The 23,791-nt window shown below is 65.8% G+C and carries 19 protein-coding genes; 17 read left to right on the top strand and 2 right to left on the bottom strand.

The window, feature by feature from the left end:
• The first annotated feature begins 199 nt into the window (after positions 1 to 199).
• The 17 genes from D3260_RS02755 (at position 200) to D3260_RS02835 (ending at position 21,714) form a co-directional block, all read left to right on the top strand.
• A complete protein-coding gene (locus D3260_RS02755) occupies positions 200 to 814 on the top strand; it encodes an XrtA/PEP-CTERM system exopolysaccharide export protein (protein WP_120097037.1) in 615 nt (204 codons plus the stop codon).
• A 68-nt stretch (positions 815 to 882) separates the two neighbouring features.
• A complete protein-coding gene (locus D3260_RS02760; protein ID WP_120097038.1) occupies positions 883 to 2,478 on the top strand; it encodes an XrtA system polysaccharide chain length determinant in 1,596 nt (531 codons plus the stop codon).
• Complete coding sequence (locus tag D3260_RS02765; protein WP_120097039.1) at positions 2,475 to 3,353, top strand: CpsD/CapB family tyrosine-protein kinase; 879 nt, start codon at positions 2,475 to 2,477, stop codon at positions 3,351 to 3,353. The genes D3260_RS02760 and D3260_RS02765 overlap by 4 nt, the downstream gene beginning before the upstream one ends.
• Position 3,354: 1 nt before the next feature.
• A complete protein-coding gene (locus D3260_RS02770; protein ID WP_158583366.1) occupies positions 3,355 to 5,424 on the top strand; it encodes a TIGR03016 family PEP-CTERM system-associated outer membrane protein in 2,070 nt (689 codons plus the stop codon).
• A 6-nt stretch (positions 5,425 to 5,430) separates the two neighbouring features.
• Positions 5,431 to 6,615: an ExeA family protein gene (locus D3260_RS02775; protein WP_120097041.1), complete on the top strand. Its 1,185-nt coding sequence runs from the start codon at positions 5,431 to 5,433 to the stop codon at positions 6,613 to 6,615.
• Positions 6,612 to 7,511, top strand: coding sequence for an XrtA system polysaccharide deacetylase (locus tag D3260_RS02780; protein WP_120097042.1), 900 nt, complete (start codon positions 6,612 to 6,614; stop codon positions 7,509 to 7,511). Before D3260_RS02775 ends, D3260_RS02780 begins: the two co-directional genes overlap by 4 nt.
• Complete coding sequence (locus tag D3260_RS02785) at positions 7,508 to 8,542, top strand: FemAB family XrtA/PEP-CTERM system-associated protein (protein WP_120097043.1); 1,035 nt, start codon at positions 7,508 to 7,510, stop codon at positions 8,540 to 8,542. The genes D3260_RS02780 and D3260_RS02785 overlap by 4 nt, the downstream gene beginning before the upstream one ends.
• Positions 8,543 to 8,549: 7 nt before the next feature.
• A complete protein-coding gene (locus D3260_RS02790) occupies positions 8,550 to 9,761 on the top strand; it encodes a TIGR03087 family PEP-CTERM/XrtA system glycosyltransferase (protein WP_120097044.1) in 1,212 nt (403 codons plus the stop codon).
• An 8-nt stretch (positions 9,762 to 9,769) separates the two neighbouring features.
• Positions 9,770 to 11,275: an exosortase A gene (xrtA, locus tag D3260_RS02795; protein WP_158583367.1), complete on the top strand. Its 1,506-nt coding sequence runs from the start codon at positions 9,770 to 9,772 to the stop codon at positions 11,273 to 11,275.
• Positions 11,272 to 12,399, top strand: a complete 1,128-nt coding sequence (locus D3260_RS02800) for a glycosyltransferase (RefSeq protein ID WP_120097046.1) — start codon at positions 11,272 to 11,274, stop codon at positions 12,397 to 12,399. Before xrtA ends, D3260_RS02800 begins: the two co-directional genes overlap by 4 nt.
• 10 nt (positions 12,400 to 12,409) lie before the next feature.
• A complete protein-coding gene (locus D3260_RS02805) occupies positions 12,410 to 14,338 on the top strand; it encodes an XrtA/PEP-CTERM system amidotransferase (protein ID WP_120097047.1) in 1,929 nt (642 codons plus the stop codon).
• Between the two features lie 10 nt (positions 14,339 to 14,348).
• Positions 14,349 to 15,581 carry a glycosyltransferase gene (locus D3260_RS02810; protein WP_199671327.1) on the top strand — a complete coding sequence of 411 codons (1,233 nt, stop codon included), beginning with the start codon at positions 14,349 to 14,351 and terminating at the stop codon, positions 15,579 to 15,581.
• The gene (locus D3260_RS02815) at positions 15,578 to 16,735 is read left to right on the top strand and encodes a glycosyltransferase family 4 protein (protein WP_120097048.1); all 1,158 of its coding nucleotides are present in this window, start codon (positions 15,578 to 15,580) and stop codon (positions 16,733 to 16,735) included. The genes D3260_RS02810 and D3260_RS02815 overlap by 4 nt, the downstream gene beginning before the upstream one ends.
• Positions 16,732 to 17,892, top strand: a complete 1,161-nt coding sequence (locus D3260_RS02820; RefSeq protein WP_147418085.1) for an FAD-dependent oxidoreductase — start codon at positions 16,732 to 16,734, stop codon at positions 17,890 to 17,892. Before D3260_RS02815 ends, D3260_RS02820 begins: the two co-directional genes overlap by 4 nt.
• Complete coding sequence (locus D3260_RS02825) at positions 17,889 to 19,040, top strand: hypothetical protein (protein WP_199671328.1); 1,152 nt, start codon at positions 17,889 to 17,891, stop codon at positions 19,038 to 19,040. Before D3260_RS02820 ends, D3260_RS02825 begins: the two co-directional genes overlap by 4 nt.
• Before the next feature lie 2 nt (positions 19,041 to 19,042).
• Positions 19,043 to 20,437 carry a putative O-glycosylation ligase, exosortase A system-associated gene (locus D3260_RS02830; protein ID WP_147418086.1) on the top strand — a complete coding sequence of 465 codons (1,395 nt, stop codon included), beginning with the start codon at positions 19,043 to 19,045 and terminating at the stop codon, positions 20,435 to 20,437.
• A complete protein-coding gene (locus D3260_RS02835; protein ID WP_120097051.1) occupies positions 20,437 to 21,714 on the top strand; it encodes a glycosyltransferase in 1,278 nt (425 codons plus the stop codon). Before D3260_RS02830 ends, D3260_RS02835 begins: the two co-directional genes overlap by 1 nt.
• A 153-nt stretch (positions 21,715 to 21,867) precedes the next feature.
• On the opposite strand, the gene D3260_RS02840 is transcribed toward D3260_RS02835, so the two are convergent.
• A complete protein-coding gene (locus D3260_RS02840; RefSeq protein WP_233543940.1) occupies positions 21,868 to 22,890 on the bottom strand; it encodes a glycosyltransferase family 2 protein in 1,023 nt (340 codons plus the stop codon).
• A 68-nt stretch (positions 22,891 to 22,958) separates the two neighbouring features.
• A complete protein-coding gene (locus D3260_RS02845; RefSeq protein ID WP_120097053.1) occupies positions 22,959 to 23,708 on the bottom strand; it encodes a hypothetical protein in 750 nt (249 codons plus the stop codon).
• Positions 23,709 to 23,791 lie beyond the last annotated feature (83 nt).

Raw genomic sequence — 23,791 nt, forward strand, 5'->3', positions numbered from 1 at the left:
GCGCAGGAATGACACGCTGTGCGTGCGACGACTCGTCTTGCCGCCCATCGTCAAGTTCGGGGCGCACTGGGCGCGGGCTCGCACGAAACATCAACAGGCCCTGGGAGGCTGCTCTTTTCGGGCAGCCGGTCCGGATGCGTCATGGCAGCGCAACGACGCCATAAGTCGTGTCACAACGAATAAGAAAGCGGGGTAGTCAGTGAGTAATTTCAAGTGCGTATGGGGCGTGCTGTGTCTGGCGCTGGTGTGTGCGGTGCTGGCCGGCTGCGCCGGCACGACATCACCGACGCTCCATCAGAAGGCCGATGCCACCACTTACCGGATCGGTCCGGGCGACACGCTTCAGATCTACGTGCGGAACAATGCCGATCTGAGCATGCAGGTGCCGGTGCGGCCGGATGGCAAGATCTCGATGCCGCTGGTTCAGACCATCGTGGCGGCGAACAAGACGCCGGACGAGCTGGCCGGCGATCTGACCCAGGCCTTATCGGAATACGTGCGCGATCCGGTCGTCACCGTGATCGTCACCCAGTTCCAGGGCACGTACGCCGATCAGGTGCGCGTCGTCGGCGAAGCGGCCCAGCCGCGGTCGATGCCCTATCGCGAGGGCATGACGCTGCTCGACGTGATGATCAACGTCGGCGGCCTGACCCAGTTCGCCGCGGGTAATCGTGCCAAGCTGGTGCGTCAGCAGAGCAACGGTCAGACGCAGAGCTACAGCGTGGATCTCGAGGATCTGCTCAACGGCAATATCAAGGACAACGTGCCGATGCATCCCGGCGACGTCGTCATCATTCCGCGAACCTACTTCTAACCCGCGCCGGTCTGCCCAAGGCCCCCACGGGCCTTGCTCGATGACCGCGATTCAGGGACCGAGGGCTCATGCAGGAACTGTTCTCTCTGTTGATCACCCAGCTGCGCAACGTCTGGCGTTTCCGCTGGACTGCGCTGATCATCGCCTGGGTCATCGCTCCGCTGGCCTGGCTCTATGTGCTGAGCCTGCCCAACCAGTATCAGTCCTCGGCGCGCGTGCACATCGACACGAAATCGGCGATCAGTCCGCTGCTCAGCGGTATGGCGGTGACGCCCGACCCCGACGAGCAGGTCAATCTGCTCGTGCGCACAGTGATGAGCCGGCCGAACCTGCGTGACATCGCTCGTTCAACCGGGCTGGATCTGAAAGCGACCACCACGGAACAGCAGCAGGCGCTGGTCAACGGTCTGTCGCAACGCATCAAGTTGCAGAACACCGGCGGCGGCACCGACGTCTACAGCATCTCCTACACGAGCGCGAACCCGAAGACCGCGCAATCCGTGGTTCAGGAAGTCATCAGTGTGATGACGACGATCAACCTGTCCAAGAACACGGGCGACGACAATTCCGCCCAGGCCGTGGACTTCCTCAAGCAGGAGGTCTCGAAATATCGCGATCAGCTGACCCAGACCGAGCAGGCTCTGGCATCGTTCAAGAAAGAGCACGCCGAGCTCATGCCCGGGACCGACGACTATGTCGCCCGTCTGCAAAAACTCAATGCGGACATCGACGCGCTCCAGGACAAGTTGGCCGCGGCGCGTGATCAGCAGGCCAGTCTCGAACAGCAGATGGGCGGTGCCAGCCGCAGCAGCGGTCCGGCCCGGGTCTCGCCGAGCCAGAGCACGCAGATCCGCCAGCTCGACGATCAGATCGATCGTCAGCAACAGACGCTCACGCAGCTGTTGTCGAAGTACACGCCGCAGCACCCGGACGTGATCGCGGCCCAGCGTCAGCTCGACCAGCTCAAGCAGCGCCGCGAGGATACGCTGGCCGATCTGCGCGCCAACCCCGGCAAGATCGAATCGCCGGCCGGTGGAAGCAGCGGCGGCAGCGGCAGCAATTCCGTGGCCGGTCAGCTCAGCCAGGTCCGCATGCAGGTCAATACGCTGCAGTCGTCGCTCTCGCGCAAGCAGGATCAATTGAAGACCCTGCAGGAAGGCGCGGACAACATGAACGAGGCACAGGCCAAGCTCGCCGAGCTCAGCCGCAACTATCAGGTCACGCGCGATCAGTACGAGAAACTGCTCTCGCGTCTGTACAGCGCGCAGTTGTCGACCGACGTGCAGAAAAGCGCCGGTGGCCTGGATTTCCGGGTCATCGATCCGCCGGAAGTGCCGGTTCGCCCGACCGGGCCCAAGCGCATCCTGATGATGGCGGTTGCGCTCATCGGCGCGCTGGTCGCCGGTGTCGCCTTCGCGCTGTTCCTCGCCCAGATCCGGCCGGTGTTCAATTCGCGCAGTGGGCTGACACAGTCGACCGGTTATCCGGTGCTGGGCGCGGTCACACGCGCGCATTCGCCGGCCGAACGCGCCAAACGACGGACGGCACTGCTGATCTATGCGGCCTTCTGTATGACGCTGATCGTCGGATTCGCCGCTGCCGTGCTTCTGATTCCGGTGGCCACGGCGGTCTTCCCGCACATCCTGCCGAGTCCGCAGCTATGAGTATCGTCGAGAAAGCCGCCGCACGTCTCAAGCGACAGGAAGGGGCGAGCGTGGACGACGCGCCGTCGGATGTCGCACGCGATGCGGTCGCCGGCCCGCAAGATGAGCGTCGTCCGGATGGCCGCATCACCCGTGTGACACTGGACGATGTCCGCTTGCGGCGAATCGGCATGATGCCGCCCGAGTCGATGGATCTGTGGCTCACGCGAGAGTTTCAGCGCATCAAGCGACCGTTGCTGTCGCGCATCGGCAGTGACGAGGCGACGACCACCCAGCCGCTGACGCGCATCATGTTCACCAGCGCGAACCCCGGCGACGGCAAGAGTTTCATCACGTTCAATCTGGCGTTGAGTCTGGCCAACGAGATGGACTACAGCGTGCTGCTGATCGACGGGGATGTCGCCAAGCCCGGCATCACCCGGGCGCTGGGACTGGAGAACGAGCCCGGCCTGATTCATCTGCTGACCGATCGTGAAGCGCCGGCCGAGAGCTGCGTGATTCCCACCGACGAGCCGCGGCTTTCGATTCTGCCATCCGGACGGCGCAGTCGTGGTGCGGTCGAGCGGCTGTCGAGCCGGCGCATGGGCGAGCTTCTCGACGAGCTGGGCACCGACGAGACACGCCTGTTGATCATCGATTCCGCGCCGCTGCTGGCGGCGGCCGAGTCGCAGGCGCTGGCCGGTCACGTGGGCCAGATCGTGATGGTGGTCGCAGCCGGCAAGACCGAGCAGCGGGCCGTGACCTCGGCGCTGTCGCTGATCGAGCCCTCTGGCGCAGAGATCAGCTGCGTGCTCAACCAGACCGAGACCTTCGACGACGATCGGCATGCCGGTTATTACGGGGTGTATCCGGGTGAAGCGGACGGATCGGAATAACATGACGCCGCCACGATCCCGAGGGGCGTTCGGCGGGGGGCTGCGGCGTGGCGTCGTGCTTGCGTTGCCGGTGGCCGTGGCCTGGAGTGGCACCGGCGTCGCGTTGGCGGCACCGGTCTCATCGCGTACCGACGCGCACGCCGCGGATAGCGTGGCTGCGACGTCGGCTTATCCGAGTGATGATCGGCCCATCATTCTCGGGCAGCCCGAGACGACGTCCGCGCCCGCATCCGCGCCGAATGACGATGCCGTCCAGTCGCGCGCTGCCCGGCGAGCGTCTCAAGGCAACGCGAACTTCGGTGGTCAGGATCAGGCCCCGCCCCGCGCGGCGGCGTCTTCCGTCGGCGACGCCGATACGGCCGCGAATGCAGGCGATGCGCCTGCCCCTTTCGCGCTCGATCCAGCGGCCCTGCCGATGCCGACGGGCATCGACGAAGGGCGGCGCCCGGGTCGTGGCGCCGCCCGCGATGAGTTCGGCCTGACGGCCGATAATCGCCCCACGTTGGGTTTTCAGCAGGGGGCCTATGGCGGCGGCTGCGCGGCCATCGCCCGGTCCGGCGGTTTCGCGATGCCCGGCGAGAGCGCGACCATGCGCGAGCAGCCCAACGCGCCGGTGCGGTCCCGTCGGCGAGCCGTGCAGGCGACGCTCAGCGGCTCGGAGACGTACAGCGACAACATCACACTCGCCTCCGAGGACAGCGAACGCCATGCAGACTTCGTCACCACCGTCGCGCCCAGGCTGGATGCCTGTTCGACGACGGGCCGGTTCCGGGGCGAGTTCAGCTATCAGCTTCAGGGGGTCGTCTACGCGAACGATAGCCGCTATAACGATGTCTATAACGACATCGACAGCGATGCGACCTTCGAGCTGGTCAAGCGACATCTCTATCTCGACGCGGACACGCGCTACGGCCAGCAGGTCATCGATCCCTCGCTGGGCTATGCCGACTCGAATATCATTCGCCCCAACCAGAACAAGACCACGTCCTGGGTGAGCAACGTCAGCCCTTATCTGGTCCAGGATCTGGGAGCGGCCGGCACCGGGCAGTTGCGCTATCGCTACGGACGCTCGATATACGATGACGACACAGTGCCGGATACCACGGCACAGAGTGTCTTCGCCAGCCTGACCAGCCCGGACACCGCGCAGCCGCTGAGCTGGCAGGCCAGTGTCGTGACCCAATGGGTCGATACGGATCTGGGCAATCCGAATCGATATCTGGATTCACTCGCGGATCTGTTTCCGGGCTTGTCGGCGGCCGATCTGGGCCGTGACCGCGACCGGACCCAGCATTTCGACACGGCGACCGTACAGCTCGGATACAACCTCTCGCCGCGGCTGCAGCTCACGGTGCTGGGCGGCGTCGAGGACAAGTATCGCGACAACGGCGACAACGATCGCTGGTCGGCGCCGCGCTACCAGGCCGGATTGCGTTATACGACGGCCACCAACACGCTGGCCTTCAACGTCGGCCATCGCTTCTACGGCGAGAGCTATCAGCTTCTGGTCGCGCACCAGACCCGTAACATCGATTTCAATCTGTCCTATCGCGAGGACCCGTCCACCTCGGGCCTCGACTCGCTCGACGGCGGCAACGGGGGGGCGATGTTCGGCTCGATCGGCAGTCAGATCGGGCTGGGTGGCACCGGTTATCGTAACGATTTCGGCAACGGCAACTCGCTCTTGAACCGCGAGGTCTACGTCAACAAGCGCTGGAACGCGAACATGCGGGTGCATACGCCGCTGACGGATACCGATCTGCGCGCGTTCTTCGAAGAACAGGAAAGCCAGGACGACGAGGGGCCGGATACGCGCTATCACGGCATCGAACTCGATACACGCTATGCGTTTCGTCCGCGCATGAGTGCCGTACCGTCGTTTCGTTGGACGCACTACGAACAGGGCCTGTTGTCCACCGGTTCCAGCGATGAATACGAGGCCAATCTGAGTGTGGTGCGGGCGCTCACGCCGAGCCTGGACGCATCGGTCGGTTACGGGCGAACGTGGCGAGACGGTGCCTTCGACTACACCGAGAACCGCGCGACGCTGCAACTGCGTCAGCGCTTCTGAGCGACCATGTACGAGCGTTTCTACAATCTGCGTGCACGTCCGTTCCAGCTGATGCCGGACCCGCGACGGCTGTATCAGACCGGCAGCCACGAGCGGGGACTGTCGTATCTGCTCTATGGCCTGGAACGCGGCGAAGGCGTGGTGGTGGTGACCGGCGATGTCGGGACCGGCAAGACGCTGCTCATCCAGGTGCTGCTCGGCCAGATCGCCACCCGGGGACTGTCGATCGCGCGGGTGGCGATGGCCAATGCGAGCGCGGAAACGGTCGTGGCCAGCGTGGCCGCGGCGTTCGGCGTGACGGTCCGTGGGCTGTCGAAGGTCGAGCTGCTCGATGCGCTTGCGACGCGCCTGTCGGCCGGTCGCAATCGACGTGGACTGCTGATCGTCGATGAAGCCCAGGCGTGCAGCGATGCCGCGCTCGAGGAGCTGCGGCTGTTGTCGAATCTGCAGGCACGCGGCCAGGCTCTGTTGCAGGTGGTGCTCATCGGCCAGACCGAACTCGCCGACCGGCTGCGCCAGCCCGGCATGAGTCATCTGCGCCAACGCATCGTCGCCTCTTTTCATCTCGAGCCGCTGACGGCCGGCGATGTCGCGCCCTATATCGAACATCGACTGACCACGGCCGGTTGGCGGGCCGAGCGGCTGACTTTCGGCCCGGGCGTCTACGCACGGGTCCATGAGTGGTCGCGCGGTATTCCGCGCCGGATCAATCAGGTCATGGATCGACTGCTGCTGCTGGGTTATCTCGAGGAAAAACGGGAATTGACGCGCACGGATCTGGACACGGTGATCGAGGAATTCGAGACCGAGTTCGGCGCCGATGGGCTGATTTACGACGCCGCCGGCCCGGCGGAGGCGGGCCCATCGCATGTCTCCGAAGCTCCCCAGGCGCCCGAGCACGCCGCGGAAAGCGCGTTGCTGAAGCGTATCGCTGCACTTGAGGACCGCGTGGCGAGCGCGCTCGGCGAAGCTCGGTTGCAGCAGGCACGTGACAACACCCAGGCACGCGAACTGGCCGAGGCCTGGGCACGTGTGGCGCATCTGGAAACGATCCTGCAGGGCGACTCGGCGTCGGCGGATGAACCCGAAGTCGACGAGTCGAGCCCGGCACGGGGCGCGTCGTCGGCCTCTCGCGAAGACATGAGCGCCATGTTTCGTCGACTGTTCAGCACCCGGGGACATGACGAATGAACGAACCCGACTTCGACCCGCAGCCGCTCGCGCTGGACTCCGGCCGGGGTAATGCCATGACAGTCGATGTGGAAGAGTATTTCCACGTTTCGGCTTTTGAAGACCATATCGATCCTCGCGAATGGGCGACGATGCCGTCGCGGGTCGAGGCCAGCACCGACCGGATCCTGTCACTGTTCGAGGCGGCCGGGGTGAAGGCGACGTTCTTTACGCTGGGATGGGTGGCCGAACGCCAGCCGGCGCTGGTGCGGCGGATCGTCGATGCCGGCCATGAGCTGGCCAGCCACGGTCAGAACCATGCCCGTGCGTTTCAGCAGGAACCCGCGGCATTCGTTGCCGATATCACACGCGCCAAGGACGTGCTCGAGCAGGCCGGCGGCGTGGCGGTACGCGGTTATCGCGCGCCGAGTTTTTCGATCGATCGACGCAATCTCTGGGCCTTCGATGCGTTGGCCGAGGCCGGCTACACCTACAGCTCGAGCGTGTTTCCCGGCCACCACACCGCCTATGGCATGCCGGATGCGCCGCGGTTCGCGTTTCGGCATCGGCCGGGCGGACTGCTCGAGATTCCGATCACCACGGCCGATCTTGGCCTGCGCCGTCTGCCCTGTGCCGGAGGCGGCTTCTTCCGGCTCTATCCCTACGCATTGACACGCCGCCTGCTCGAACGCGTGACGCGTGCGGAGGGGCAGGCCGCGATCTTTTATTTCCACCCCTGGGAGATCGATCCCGATCAGCCGCGGATCTCCGGGCTGGCCCTGCGCACGCGTGTACGACAGTATCTGAATCTGTCGCGCGTCGAATCCCGGCTCGAACGACTGCTGCGTGCGTTCACCTGGGACCGCATGGATCGCATCTTTCCCGTCGACGCGCCTCCGGAGACTGCCTCGGCATGACCGATTCGCCCATTCTCGTGCGTACACTGGCTGATCGGCATGCCGAATGGGATGCTTACGTCATGGCCACGCCGGCTGCCACCTTCTTTCATCGCGTGGGATGGAAACGCGTGATCGAGCGCGCGTTCGGCCATGCTTGTCACTATCTCTATGCTGAGCGCGGCGGTCGCATTGTCGGCATCCTGCCGGCTGTGCACATCAACAGCCGGCTGTTTTCCAACGCGCTGATCTCCACGCCGTTCTGTGTCTACGGCGGGGCGGTGGCCGATGACGACGCCGTGGCCGATGCCCTGTACCAGGCCGCCTGTCGGCGCGCCGATGAACTCGGCGTGTCCTATTTCGAGACACGCGAGTCCGCGCCCCGACACGAGGACTGGCCGCGCAAGGATCTGTACTACACGTTTCGGCGCGAGCTGGCCGAGACCGACGAGGCGAATCTGGCCGCCATTCCGCGCAAGCAGCGCGCCGTGGTGCGCAAGAGCATCGCCAACGGGCTGGACTGGGCGATCGATCATGATATCGACCGGCTCTATCCATTGTTCGCCTACAACATGCGCGAGCTGGGCACGCCGGTGTTTCCGGCACGTTATCTCGCGGCATTGATGGATGAATTCCGTCAGGACTGTGACGTGCTCACCGTCACCCACGACGGCCAGCCGGTCGCCGCAGTGCTCAATTTCTATTTTCGCGACGAGGTCCTGCCCTACTACAGCGGTGCCGGCCCGCAGGCCCGCGCTCTCAAGGCCAACGATTACCTGTACTACGCCTTGATGTGCCATGCCGTGGCACGCGGGGCGCGCGTGTTCGACTTCGGGCGCAGCAAGTACGATACCGGCCCCTATCATTTCAAGCGCCACTGGGGATTCGAGCCGCGGCCGCTGCCTTATGAATACTATCTGTCCGGCATCGATACGATGCCGGACGTCAGCCCGAACAATCCGAAGTACGCACGCTTCATCCGGATGTGGCAACGGCTGCCGCTGCCGGTGACGCGGATCGTCGGGCCGTGGCTGTCGCGGGATCTCGGTTAGACCGTCCATGGCCGAGCTTTTGTTCCTGTCGCACCGGATACCGTATCCGCCGAACAAGGGCGACAAGATCCGCTCTTACCACTGGCTTCGCGAGCTGGCCGCGCATCACACGGTGCATCTGGGCACGTTCATCGACGAGGCCGCCGACTGGGCACATCGCGACACGCTCGATGCCCTGTGCCAAACCACCTGTTATCGCGCGCTGCCGCGCCGTCGCGCCCGGCTGCGCAGCCTCCGGGGACTGGCCGCCGGCCAGCCGCTGGGATTCGCTTATTACCATGACCGGGCGTTCGCGCGTTACGTCGCAAACGTCCTGGAAACCCGGCCGATCGACGCGGTTCTGGTCTTTTCCTCGACCGTTGCCCCCTATGTCGAGTCGTGTGTCGATGTGCGACGCGTGCTCGATTTCGTCGATGTGGATTCGGACAAGTGGGCCCAGTACGCTCGAAACGGTGCACGCGGGCCGATGCGCTGGGTGTATGCCCGCGAGGCCCGCACGCTGGCGCGGGCCGAACGCGCGCTGGCAGCCGCCTTCGATGCCAGCGTTTTCGTCTCGCCGGCCGAGGCCGCGTTTTTCGCCCGCGGTGCGCCGTCCATCGCGACAAGCGTTCATGCCATCGGCAACGGCGTGGATACCGATTACTTCGATGCGGTCCGGTTTGCCGGGCCGGCAGTCGAGGGCCCAGCGCAGGTGGTGTTTACCGGGGCCATGGACTACGGCGCCAACGTCGATGCCGTGCGCTGGTTCGTCGAGAATGTCTGGCCGACGGTCCGAGGCCATTTGCCCGAGGCCACGTTCACGATCGTTGGCGCGCGGCCCACGCCGGAGGTCAGTGCGTTGGCACGCACACCGGGGGTGATCGTCACCGGGACAGTGGATGATGTCCGGCCGTATCTGGCGGCCGCGCATGTCGCGGTGGCTCCGATGCGTATCGCGCGCGGCATTCAGAACAAGGTGCTGGAAGCACTGGCCATGGCGCGTCCGGTGGTTCTCACGCCGCAGGCCGCGGCCGGACTCGACGAACTCGCGCCGGATTTCGCGACCGAGGCCGAATCGGCCGAGGCCTTTGCCCGGGCCGTGTGCGACCGGGTACGCGCCGGCGCCTCTTGCGCCGGCGTGCCGGCGGCGCGCGATTATGTGTCGCGCCACTACGCGTGGCCGGCGAAACGCGCCGCGCTCGAGGCCTTGTTGCTGCCGGCCGAATCCACCGTTCGATGAGGACATCGATGGAATCCAGCTCCGCGACCGAGGTCCCATATGCCGATACGCCGTGGCAGCGCACGCTGCATATCGGGTTCGGCCTGTGTGCGCTGGCGATGGTCGGGCTCTACGCGGGCAGCTATATCGGGCTCGCCGAGATCTGGGCGCATACCGGCACGTTTCAGTACGCGTTTCTGATCTTTCCGATCTGTCTCGTGCTGGCCTGGTCACGCCGAGCCTGGCTTGCGCGTGTCGCGGCACGGCCGCGGCCGGTCGGCCTCGTGGCGCTCTTCGGGCTACTGGGGCTCTGGCTGGCCGGTGCCGTTGCCCAGATCAATATCGCCCAGCACATCGCGCTGGTGCTCGTATGGCCGGCGCTCGTCTATACGTTCTACGGCCCGCGTGTGGCTGGCGTGCTCGCCTTCGCGCTGGGCTATCTGCTGTTTGCCATTCCGTTCGGCAATTTCATGGTGGGCCCGCTGCAGACGGTCACGGCGCATTTTGCGGTCGCCGTACTCAAGATCTCCGGCGTGCCCGTGCTCATGGACGGGCACTATATCGATACGCCGGCCTCGGCCTGGCACGTCGCCGAGGCCTGCAGCGGGATCAAGTTCTTTGTCGCGTTGACCGCATTCGGCGTGCTGTACGCGCATCTGTTCTACACGCGCTGGCGTCGGCGTCTGGCGTTCGTGGTCATCGCGATGATCGTGCCGATCGTTGCCAACGGGCTGCGTGTCTATTTCACGATCCTGATCGGCGAGACGTTCGGCATGCACTATGCCACCGGCACCGATCACATGATCTTCGGCTGGCAATTCTTCGGGGCCGTTCTGATTCTGCTGTTTCTTGCCGGCTGGCCGTGGCATGAAGCGCCGCCGAGTCCGCCGACGCCCGATCGCGGTGTCGCGCCCGCCACGAAAGGCCGGGCGCTGACAGTCGGCGGTGCAGCGTTGGCAATCATCGTTGTGCCGGCGGCCTGGTTCGCGGCCAGCGGTCTGCTGGCGCAGCGAGCGGTGGCCGAACAGGCCGCGCCGCCACTGCCGGCCCGGGTTGCCGGGCTGGCACGACAGGCTGATTCCGGATCGACCACCACGCAGCTGGCCGGCGCGGCATCGCATCAGACAGCCCGCTACGGCGACCCGAGCGCGGCCCTGCGCATCGATTACGTCACCGGTGGGGTGGATGCCGATATCACGAGTCTGCTGCAGCGGCTGTTCGATCCGGCGCAATGGCAGCAGGTCGGGGCAGGGCGCGCGATGTCCGGGCCCGACGCTCGTATCCCGTTCACGGTGCTTTCGTTGCGTGATCGCCAGACCGGCGCGGTGCGGCGGTTACTCTATGTATTCCGCGTTGGCGACGAATGGACCGCGTCGCCGGAACATCTGAAACGTCGACAGGCGCTTGCGCGGCTCGGCGGACGGGCGGTGCCGACCGGACTGCTGGTGATCAGCGGGCCGGATTCGTTTTCGTCCGCGGCACTGGCCGCAGCGGGGGCACAGAGCGCGGGCGTCATTCGTGACGGTTCGCGGTGAGTCATCGGCGTCCGCGAATCGTCCATGTGATCGATCGGTTGGCGCTCGGCGGTATGGAATCCGTGGCGCTGACGCTCATCGAACGCACGGCCGAGGTCTATGATCATCATATCGTGTGCCTGCGGGATGCCGGCCCGCAGGCCGAGCGTGCCGAGGCGGCCGGTGTATCGGTGACCGCGCTCGACAAGCAGCCCGGCAAGGATCCACGCGCTTATCTGCGCCTGCGGTCGATGCTGCGCTCGCTCGCGCCGGCGGTGGTGCATACCTACAATATCGGCACGCTTGATGTGGCGATCTGGGCGCGGTCGGCCGGCGTGCGTCGCATTGTCCACGCCGAGCACGGTCGCGACGCCGCGGATCCGGACGGACGCAACCGCAAGTATCGATGGCTGCGGCGACTGATGGCGCCGTTCATCAGTGCCTTTGTGCCGGTCTCCGGTGACCTGGCCCAATGGATGCGCGCTGATCTGGGTCTGCCCGCGGACAAGATCCATCTGATCCGCAATGGGATCGATACGACACGTTTCAAGGCAGGGCCCGCGCTGCGGGAATCGGGTTCATTCGCGCCGTGGCCGGCCGAGGCCCGGGTCATCGGGACGATTGGACGGCTCGATCCGGTCAAGGGCTTCGATACGCTGATCTCGGCCTTTGCCCAGCTGCACGCGCGCAGTGCCGTACCGCTGCGTCTGGTGATCATCGGCGACGGACCGGAACGCGATGCACTGGCCGCCCAGGTCCGATCACTGGGGCTGGAGGAGGCCGTCTGGCTGGCCGGTGCGCGCGACGATACGCCGACGCTGCTCAACGGCATGGCGGTCTATGTCTGTGCCTCGATCGCCGAGGGCATTGCGCTCACGATGCTGGAGGCCATGGCCTGCGAACGACCGATCGTGGCGACCCGGGTCGGGGGCAACCCGGAGCTTGTCGATGACGGGACGCACGGGCTGCTGGTGCCATCCGGCGCACCGGCGGCGATGGCCGAGGCGATCGAGACACTACTGGCCGAGCCGGATCGCGCGGCGGCTCTCGGCGCCGCCGCGCGAACGCGTATCGTCGCTGATTTCAGCGTCGCGGCCATGGTCGCCGGGTATCGTAGGCTCTACGATGATCTGTTGTTGAACTAGAGGTTCGAGCATGTGTGGGGTAACCGGCATCATCACCGCCGACGGTCGCATCCCGGATGCCGATCGCCTGCGCGCGATGAACGACAGACAATCGCATCGCGGCCCCGACGATCACGCCCGCATCGTTGTGCCGGGGGCGGGGCTGGGACATCGTCGGCTGACCATTCTGGACCCGACCAGTGGCGCCCAGCCCATGACCAGCGCCGACGGGCGCTACACGCTGGTCTACAACGGCGAGATCTACAACTACCGCACGCTCAACCGGACGCTCGAGGCCGCCGGCTATCAGTTCTCCGGTCACTGCGACACGGACACGTTGCTCGCAGCCTGGCAACACTGGGGCCCGGACTGCGTCCAGCATCTGCGCGGCATGTTCGCCTTCGCCGTCTGGGACGCGGTGACCGGGCGTCTGTTCGCCGCGCGTGACCGCCTGGGCATCAAGCCGCTGTATTACGCGGTCACCCCGGCGGGCGATCTATTGTTCGCCTCGGAGCTGAAATCCCTGCGTGCCCATCCGGATCTCGATCGGCGGCTCGATCCGCGGGCGATCGAATCCTACCTGGCACTGGGCTATGTCCCCGAGCCGTTGTCGATCTACACGGACGCCCGCAAGCTGGCCGCCGGCCATACCCTGACCTGGCGCGCGGGCATGCGGGCGCCGACGACGGTCTGCTATTGGGACGTGGATTTCTCCGCGGTCGAGGCGGATGCCGACATGGGCACCGCGGCCCAGGATCTCCGCGCACGGCTCGACGAGGCCGTGCGCATGCGACTGGTTGCCGATGTGCCACTGGGCGCATTTCTTTCCGGCGGGCTGGATTCCTCGGCTATCGTCTCGCTCATGGCCGGTGCGACCGCGGATCCGGTCAATACCTGTGCGATCGGCTTCAAGGAAGCGGCCTACGATGAATCGGCGCATGCACGCCGGGTGGCCGAGACGTTCGGCACTGCGCATCGCGCGCATCAGATTTCCGCTCACGATTTCGATCTCATCGACCGGTTGATCGATGTCTATGACGAGCCGTTTGCCGATGCCTCGGCGTTGCCGACCTACCGCGTCTGCGAGCTCGCAAGGCGCCAGGTCACGGTCGCCCTGTCCGGCGACGGCGGCGACGAGGATTTCGCCGGTTATCGTCGGTATCGTCTGCACGCTAATGAATCACGTGTGCGCGATCGCGTGCCGCTTGCGCTGCGTCGCCCGGTCTTCGGCACGCTGGGCCGGCTCTATCCCAAGCTTGATCGGGCCCCCCGGTTCCTGCGCGCACGCACCACGTTCCAGTCGCTGGCACGCGATACGGCCACGGCTTATTGTCACAGTGTCTCGATCATGCCGGTCGAGCTGCGTGAGGCGTTGTACAGCCCGGCGTTCACACAACAGCTCGACGGGTATCGGGTCGAATCGCTGTTCGCGCAGACGGCCGAGAACGCGGCCACCGATGATCCGTTGTCGATCGCGCAATATCTGGATTACAAGACCTGGCTGCCGGGCGATATTCTGACCAAGGTCGATCGCGCGAGCATGGCCCACGGGCTGGAAGTCCGCGTGCCGTTGCTCGATCATGACTTTGTCAACTGGGCGGCGCGCCTGCCCAGCGATTTCAAATTGCGCGGTGGCCAGGGCAAGTACGTCTTCAAGCAGGCGTTTGCCGATGTGTTGGACACCAACGTGCGCGATCGGCGCAAGCAGGGCTTTTCGGTGCCGCTGGCCGACTGGTTCCGTGGCCCCCTGCGACAGACCGGCGAACACGCCCTGACACAGGGGCCGTTGGTCACGTCCGGCCTGTTCGAGCCGGAGGCGCTCGCCCGTCTCTGGCAGCGTCACACAAGCGGTGCGGCAGACCATGGTGCAAGTCTCTGGTCACTGCTCATGCTGTCGAATTTCCTGGCCCGCGAGGCCGGCGAGACAGACTGGGGCACGCCGGTGGCTTCTGCGTCATGAGGCGATCGCCATGACAACGCGCCCGATTCGTATTGCGGTGGTGGCCAGTCTTTATCCGAATCGAGAACAGCCGCGCCACGGTATTTTCGTCGAGGAGCGGCTGCGTGCGCTGGTGGCCAGCGGCGCGGTGGAGGCCCGTGTGATCGCCCCGGTGCCGTGGTTCTTCTCGCGCCATCCGCGTTTCGGGCGCTATGCGCGCATGGCCGCCGTACCCCGGCAGGAGACACGACACGGCCTGACGATCGCGCATCCGCGCTATGTGGTGCTGCCGCGCATCGGTATGACCTGGACGCCGGCCAGCTATGCCCGGGCCGTCGCGCCCGCCCTGGCGTCGCTGCGTCGTGACGGCTTCGATTTCGATCTGATCGATGCGCACTATCTGTATCCGGACGGGGTCGCGGCCGCACGACTGGCCCGTCGTTTCAATCGTCCGTTGACCTTGACCGCACGCGGTGCCGACATCAACCAGATCGCCCGGATGCCGGTGCCCGGTCGCCAGATCCGGGAGGCGGCCGCTTGGGCCGGCGGTCTGATCGGTGTTTCGGCCGCGCTGTCCGAGGCGATGGCGTGTCTGGGCGTGGACCCGCGGCGCCTCGTCACGTTGCGCAACGGCGTCGATCTGTCGCGTTTTACGGCGATGCCGCGTGCGCAAGCACGGGCCGCGTTGGGCTGGTCGATGCCGACATGGCTCTGTGTCGGACATCTCATCGAGCGCAAGGGCATGCACATTGCGATCGAAGCACTGGCCGGACAGCCCGGCGTCCAACTCGTGCTGGTCGGCGACGGCCCGGAGGAAAGTGCACTCCGGACGTTGGCGGCACAACATGGCGTGGCCGATCGGGTGCATTTTGTCGGCGCCGTCGCGCACGACGACCTGCCGGTCTATTTCTCGGCGGCCGATGTTCTGATGCATGCCGCCGGTTCGGAAGGCATGCCCAATGTGGTGCTCGAGGCGATGGCCTGTGGATGTCCGGTCATTGCCACGCCGGTCGGCGGTATTCCCGAAGTGCTTTCGGCGCTGCCCGCCGGCGTGCTCATGACCGAGCGCAGCGCGGTGGCCATGCAGGATGCATGGCATGCGTTGCTGGCCGCCGAAGACGACGATGCCATGCGCGCCGCACGGCGTCGGCATGCCGAATCCTTCGACTGGGCGCCGACCACGGCCGGCCAGATCGCTCTGTTCTCGCGCCTGACCGGCATCACGCCGCCGGATGGCACCCCGACGACGGCGGCTGTGTCATGAAGATTCTCTATCATCACCGTATCGGTTCCAAGGACGGCCAGTACGTCCATATCGAGGAAATGGTCGCGGCGTTGCGCCGTGCCGGCCATATCGTCGAAGTCGTCGGGCCCGAGGGGTTCGAGGCGCAGGATTTCGGCGGCGAGTCGGGCCTGGTGGCTGCGCTCAAGGCACGAATTCCCGGCGCGGCGTACGAGTTGCTCGAATTGGGTTACAACAGCCTCGACTATCGCCGGCTGGCTCGGGCCATCGTGCGATTCCAGCCCGATGTGATCTACGAGCGCTATAACCTGTCGCTGCTGTCCGGGGTTCTGGCGCGCCAACGTTTCGGCATACCGTTGCTGCTGGAGGTGAATGCGCCGTTATATGCCGAACGCTCGGCCTACGGGGGCCTGGCGTTGCCCCGGCTGGCGCGCTGGGCCGAGTCTCGCGCCTGGCAGGGGGCCGATCATGTCTTTGCCGTGACCGAGGTCCTGGCGGCGCGAATCGTGGCCGCCGGTGTGCCGCGTGCACGGCTGAGCGTCACGCCCAACGGCATCGACGCACAGCGTTTCCACCGCGTGACCGATGAAGCACCGTACAAGCAGGCGCTGGGGCTGGCCGGGCGCACGGTGCTCGGTTTCGTCGGTTTCGCACGCGAATGGCACGGCCTCGACGGGGTGGTCGAGATGTTGGCCGCCGATGCGGGCGTGCATGATCTGCATTGCCTGATTGTGGGCGACGGCCCGGCCTGCGAGGGCCTGCGGGCGCAGGCTGCCACCCGCGGTGTCGCCGACCGGCTGACGATCACCGGTATCGTCGGGCGAAACGACATCATGCAATACATCGGCGCATTCGATATCGCGCTCGTGCCGGCGGTTGTGGCCTATGCCTCGCCGCTCAAACTATTCGAATACATGGCCTGTGGTCGTGCGATCGTCGCCCCGGATCAGCCGAACATCACCGAGATCCTGACGGACGGACAGGACGCCCTGTTGTTTGCGCCCGGCTCGCGCACCGGTTTCACCGATGCCGTGCGTCGATTGATCACGGACCACGCGTTGCGCGCCCGGTTGGCCGAGGCGGCGCATGCGAGCTGTGTCGCGCGTGATCTGAGCTGGTCGGCCAACGCCCGACAGGTAGGGAGCGTGGCCGAAAGACTGTGCGCCGACCGGTGACGACGCGGCGAGCGACCGTTGTCGGCGGCGGCCTGAATGCGCTCGGCGTGGTGCGTAGTCTCGCGGCGGATGGCATCGGCGTGGATCTGCTGGTCGGTGAGGGCGAGGCCGGGCCGGCCGTGCATACGCGGCTGGCCCGGGTTCGGCGATACGCCGACACGACGCGCGATGGTGTGGTCAACGCGCTGATCCATCAGGCCAGGCGCCACCGACGACCGGCCCGGCCGCTCGTGTTGACCCGGGAAGAGGATGTAGCGGCCGTGTCGTGCGCGCGTCGGCGACTGGCCGACGATTATGTATTGATGTTGCCGCCGGCCGATGTCGTCACGCGACTCCAGGATAAGACCGGTTTCGCCGAGGCGGTGGCGGCACAGAACGAGATCGCGCCGCGCAGTCTGGCGATTCGAACGCCGGCTGATATCGACGGCATCGGGGCGCTGGCCCCGCCGTTCATACTGAAACCGGCGGGGCGACAGCCGGCCTATCTCGCTCATTATCCGCGTGCCGAACGCTTCGAGGATGCCGCGACGCTGGCTGCGGCGCTCGCCGAACGCTTGTCGGTTTCGCCGGCGATGATCGTGCAGGAATGGGTGGACGGACCGGATGAGGGCGTGCATTTCTGTCTGCAGTTCGTGCCGCCTGATGGTGCTGCCGCCTTGTCCTTCGTCGGGCACAAGCTGCGATCCTGGCCGCGCGCCACCGGCGGGACGGCGCGTTGTACGCGGGCATCGTCCGCGGCTGATGGCCTGGCTGCCCGTACCACGGCGTTTTTCCGCGGCGCGGGGGTTGTCGGTCTGGCGAGCATGGAATACAAATGGCACGCATCCTGTGCGGATTACGTCATGATCGAGCCGACCATCGGCCGTACCGATCATCAGGAGGAAATCGCCACGCTCTGCGGCGTCAATCTCCCGGCAGCAGCCTGTCGCTGGGCGCTTGGCGAGGCATTGCCACATCCGGCGGCGGGCGAACGGTCGTCCGTGATCTGGCGAGATCCGATGGCCGATGCCAAGGCGGCGGACGTCGACCCGGCCGGTGCCGGGGCTTTCGATATGCCGATCGTCGATGCGCTCTGGCGCTTGCGGGACCCCGGCCCGCAGCTCGCCGATTGGCGCCAGCGCGCAGTCCGTCGTCTGCGTCGAGGGCTGTCGCGATGAAACGTCTGCTCAAGCCGTTATTGCCGCGCGCCATGCGCCAGCGCTGGTATCACTGGCGGCGCGGGGCGCCGGTGCCCGTCGAGGCGCTCGAGCCACATCTGGATGCGGCCGCGGACTGGATCGCCCGCGCTCAGGATGCGGGTATCGCCGGTGGCGTACCGGCTTATTACGATCGGCGGCGGCGGCGATGGGCGGCGTCGTATCCGGAAACCACCGGCTATATCATCCCGACCTGTTATGCCTATGCCCGGCGCAGTCGCCGCGATGATTTCTTCGATCGCGCGACCCGCATGGCGCATTGGGAATCCGATGTTCAGCTGGATTCGGGGGCGGTCTCGGCCGGCACGATGGATGCCAAGCGTCGGGTGCCGACCGTCTTCAATACCGGTCAGGTCCTGTTCGGCTGGACGGCTGCCTGGCAGGAGACGCGTGAACCGCGGTTCGCCGCCTCACTGCGGCACGCCTGCGACTGGCTCGTCTCCGTCCAGGACGACGACGGCGCCTGGCGGCGTTACGGCTCGCCGCTGACGACACATCCGCTGAACACGTACAACACGCGGACCGCACTCGGCCTCGCGGAAGCCGGCCGCGCGCTCGACGAGCCCCGTTATCTCGAGGCGGCGCGTGCCAACGGTCGCTGGGCACTGACGCAGCTGCACGACAACGGCTGGCTCGAGAACAACGATCTGGAAGACAATGCGCGTCCGTTGACCCATACGCTGGGCTATGCGTTGCACGGTCTGGTCGGACTCGGGTTGCGGCTGGGGGACCGGACCTATGTGGAGGCCGCGGTTCCGGCACTGGCCGCGCTCGTCGACCGCCAGCGTCGCAACGGCAGTCTGGCGGGTCGTTACGATGCCGACTGGCGTGAAGCCGCGCCGTGGAGCTGTCTGACCGGTGAAGCCCAGCTGGCCGAGGCCTGGCTGGCGTTGATCGGTGTCGACGACACGCGCAACTGGCGAAGGGCGGCCGAACGGGCTGTCGGGTTCGTGGCCGGTACCCAGTCGCTGACGGCCACGGATTCGGCCGTGCGCGGCGGCATCGCCGGTTCCGCGCCGATCTTCGGTGACTACATGACCGATCGTTATCCCAACTGGGCACCCAAGTTCTTCATGGATGCCGTCATGCAACTCACACCGGTCGTCTGATCGTGCGCTCTCTCGTCCTACTGCTGTTCGTGACGGGTACGCTGCCCATGGCCTTCATGCGGCCGATCATCGGGTTGTTGTTGTGGATGATGTTCAGTTATCTGAACCCGCACCGCGAAACCTGGGGCTTCGCCGTCGATTTTCCGTGGGTCGTGCTGGTCGCCGTGGCGACGCTACTGGCCCTGCTGGCCCAGCCGAACCAGCGGCGTGCGCCCCCCATGAAGCCGGTCGTCGTGCTGATGCTGGCATTTCTGGGCTGGATCACACTGTCCACGTTCCAGGCTGCCGAGCCGGCCGGGGCCGTGGCGCGCTACGAGCAGTTCCTCAAGATGATGGTGATGACACTCGTCACGCTCATGCTGGTCATCGATCGACAGCGGCTGGAGTGGGTGATCTGGACCATCGTGGCGTCGTTCGGATTCTGGGGATTCAAGGGCGGGCTGTTCACGCTGGCCACGGGCGGCAACTACCACGTGATGGGACCGGAAAGCAGTTTCTTCACGGACAACAACATCTTCGCGCTGATCATGTGCATGACCCTGCCGCTCATGCGCTATGTTCAGCTGCATGCCGAGCGGCGCTGGGTGCGTCTCGGGATGTGGGTGCTCATGGCGCTGACCGCGGTCAGCGTGATCGGCACCTACTCACGCGGCGGGTTGCTGGCTCTGGCGATCACCGCGACGATGCTGATCTGGAAGAGTCGGCGCCGGGCGATGCTGATCCTCGTTGCGCCGATCGGGGCGCTCGCGCTGGCTTCCTTCATGCCGCCGCAATATTTCGCGCGGATGGACACCATCGATCAGTATCAGCAGGACGAGTCGGCGCAGGGGCGTATCCAATCCTGGAAGTTCGCCACCAACGTCGCGTTGGCGCACCCCGTGCTCGGCGGTGGCATGGAAGTCTGGTCCAGCCATTCGATGTGGGAACAGTACGGGCCCGAAGGTGCCGTGCCGGGACGGGCCATCCACAGTATCTTCTTCGAGGTGCTGGGAGAGCAGGGATTCGTCGGCCTCGGCCTGTTCGTCGCGCTGCTGCTGGCTGGGTATCTGAGCCTCGGGCATATCCGACGCCGTGCCCGGGCCGGCCCGGTGCAGGCGCAGTGGCTGGCTGATCTCGCGAGCATGATGCAGGCCAGCCTGGTGGGATACGGCGCGGCCGGTGCATTGTTGCCCACCCCCTATATCGATCTGTTGTATCAGATGCTGGCGCTGGTGGCGGTGATGCAGGTGCTGCTCTCGACGTATGCTCATCACAGCGACACCGTCGTTGCCGAACCGTCGACCGGGAAAAGGCCGGAGCGTACCCGTTCGAGGCGGCGTTCCCGCACGCCGGAGGGGACTTCGCCACGCCCGGCGCGACCTGCACGATCAGGCGGCTCCCGTCTGCCGGACTGGTGATGGTCGACGACGCGGCGCAGTGGCAACACCGGGCCTTGCTCGTGGCGTTTCATTACCCGCCGCTGGCGGCCTCGCCTGGTGCGCTCAGAGCGCGGGCGTTCGCGGCCTATCTGCCGACATTCGGCTGGCAGCCGCATGTTCTGGCGCCGGACATGCGCGCCTACGATCCCGACAGCTGCGAGTCTGATGGCGTGGTGCCCGGAATCGTGCATCGCAGCCGGGCGCTCGATGCACGTCGCCATTTCGGCTGGCGTCATCGCTACATGGCCTGGACAGCGGCCCCCGATCGCTGGGTCAGCTGGGCGCCCGGTGCGATTCTGACCGGTCTGCGCGTCATCCGGCGTCACGATATTCAGGTCATCTGGTCGACATATCCCATCGCGACAGCGCATCTCGTGGCCGGCACGCTGGCGCGTCTGAGCGGGCGTCCCTGGATTGCTGAATTTCGTGATCCGATGACTGTCGACGGCTCGCCGATCCAGCGTCGCGCGCTGGGCGTGCTCGAGCGTTTCGTCATGCGTCACGCGGATCATCTGATCTTCGCCACACCGGGAGCGGCGCGTGACTGTTGTCGCCGGTTTCCCGAGATCGCGGGGCGGTGCTCGGTCATTCCGAACGGCTATGACCCGGCGCTGCAAACGATGACGCAGCCTCGTGCGAGGCGAGGCGATGGCCCGTTGCGGGTCGTGCATTCAGGGCAGCTGTATCCGACCGATCGTGACCCGACGGTCTTTTTCGAGACGCTGGCCGCGATGCGCCGCGCTGGCCGGATCGACGCCGAACGGGTGCACATCGTGTTTCGCAACACGCAGCAGGAGGCCGAATGCCACCGGCACCTCACGCGGCTTGGGCTGTCGGACATGGTCGAGATCGCGCCGCGTATCGGGCACGCGCAAGCCCTGGCGGAACAGGCCGCCGCCGATGCGCTGCTCGTGCTGCAGGGGCGGGGCTTCAATCGCCAGGTGCCCGCGAAGCTGTTCGAGTATCTGCGGGCGGGGCGACCGATATTCGCATTGGTCGATCCGGACGGCGACACCCAGGCATTGCTCGATGAACTCGACGTCGGGGTCTGTGGTGCACCGGATGACCCAGCGGCCATCGAAAACGCATTGGCCACGCTCTGTTCACGGCTCGAGGTCGAAGGTAGCGACAGTGCGGTCTGGCAGGCCGACGACGACCGGTTGTCGCGTTATTCGCGTCGGCATGCCACACGGACGCTGGCAGCACATCTGGACAGGCTGACCGAACGAAAATCTCCGGCGGCGTCGTTCGACTGAGCTCGACGCCGGAATACCGCGGGCCGATCAGCGATCGTGCCACGCCGTGTGGGCCCCATGCCGCCGGGCCCGGTACAGGTCGGTGGCGCCCGGCTTTGCCAGACGATCGGTGCGTGCAGCGACCCGGGACGTCATGAAACCCGGCGTAAGAGCCTATCGGCGTCGCACACCGAGCAGATGTGTCATCCGGTCTCGAGCCCGGCGCAGGTCGTAGAGCAGGACCTCGGCGGCGCGATCGGCACCGCGCTTGTAGAGCAGGCTCGCCAGCGCGATCTTGGCGCCGAATTGACGACGGACCACGGCGATATCCGGCACCCCCGGTGGCAGCGTCGGTTTCATGCGTGCGATGAAACGTCGACGCGTTGGCATGTCCGGCATATGGCGTGGCCGCTGGATGATGCCACGAACGAAGACCTCGACGGTATAGAAGCGGCGTTGCCAGTCGGGCCCGAGTCGCGCGTGCAGCGTGTCCGGTGGCACGTCGCTGGCCTCGATGCGCTGAATACAGCGTTCGGCGGCGATCGGCAGGTGCATCAGCCGTTCGTCCTCGAGTGCGTTCATGATCGATCCCTGACGGGCGTTGCGATAGTAGTACAGCGCGGCATCGATATGCTCGATGTGCTGACAGCAGGCCAGCCAGGCCCGGACACGCGCGAGATCCTCGTACCAGAGACCGCAGTCGAAACGCGTGTCGCCGATCAGATCGCGTCGATAGAGTTTGTTCCATGCCGCATTGTGCGCCCCCCAGAAGTCGGGCGAGCAGCGCCGGCGTGTCTGTCCGGTTTCGGTGACATCGAAATAATCGAACACGAACATCTCGACGTCCGGGGCGGCCTGTATCGCGTCGAGACAGGCTGGCACGAGGGCGGGATCGGTCCAGTCGTCGCCATCGACGAAGAGTAGGTATGCGCCGTTCGCCGCGGTGATACCGGTATTGCGCGCAGCCCCGAGTCCGGCGTTTGCCTGGCGCAGGACACGCAGGCGCGGATCCGCATAGCCCGACAGGAGACGTGCGGTGGCATCGGTCGATCCGTCATCGACCACGATGATCTCGCACTCGTCGGCTTCAGGGATCAGTAAGGCATCCAGACAGCCGACGATGTAGTCGGCGATGTTGTACGCGGCGACGATGATGGAGATCGTCGGGCGTCTGGCATCATCCGTATAGCGGGGCACGGGCAAGGGCGCGGATATCGAAATCGGTCGGCATCAGTATAACGGCTCGTCGCGACGGGGCACGCGGCTCACGATGCACGATAATTGCCGTGATCCGGATGATCGAGCTGGGGCGGCGGCAGGCCGCGATCGATATGGCCGGCGTATTTCAGCGCCAGCGGATGCAGGATGTGGCCCAGGAGATAGGTCCACGGCACGGGGTAGTGCGAGGGTTTGCCATCGACCATCTCGCCGGCCCGTTCACGCGGAGTCCGGGCAGGCGATGTCGACAGCGCGGGGGCGAGCCGGTCCAGCCGTCGATTCAGTTCGGCCCACCAGGCGGTGGTCAATGGTGTCGCGGGCTTGCATATGAAAGCGCAGGTGCCGATGAGGCGTCGATAATGACGCTGCAGATAGCGACGCTGGAGGCGGCCGGCCAGCACACGCGCGCGACGCCACGCGATATCGGACGGCTGATGGTCGAGATTGGCGATATAGGTCGGGCTGTCTTCGGCATAGCCTGCGGCGAGCAGGTTCGAATCGGCGTTGAGTCGCGCCAGACTGGGGCGCCAGCTCTGGGTGGCCCATTTGATGTCGGCATACCCGCCGCCGACGTGATGCATGAAATAACAACGCAGGTAATCGGCCCGGTGCGCCAGATTCAAATGCGGATAGGCCGGATGCCGAATCTCGGGCGGGACGAAGCGATCGAGATTGTCCGGCGTAATCAGTATGATCTCGAACCCGGTCCGCGCCAGTGAATCGAGTGCCGAGCGTCGTGCCGGCGGCATGGTGTTGTCGCCGAGCCAGAAGCAGTAGAGTCGATTGCTCGCGTCCAATCCGGTCGTGCCTCGTATGTCGTTCCAGGGTCGACGCACTCGACGGGGATTGCGTCATCGATACAGCCTGTCCAACTGGGAGC

This window comes from Salinisphaera sp. Q1T1-3 (genome assembly GCF_003602005.1).
Classification (GTDB): Bacteria; Pseudomonadota; Gammaproteobacteria; order Nevskiales; family Salinisphaeraceae; genus Salinisphaera.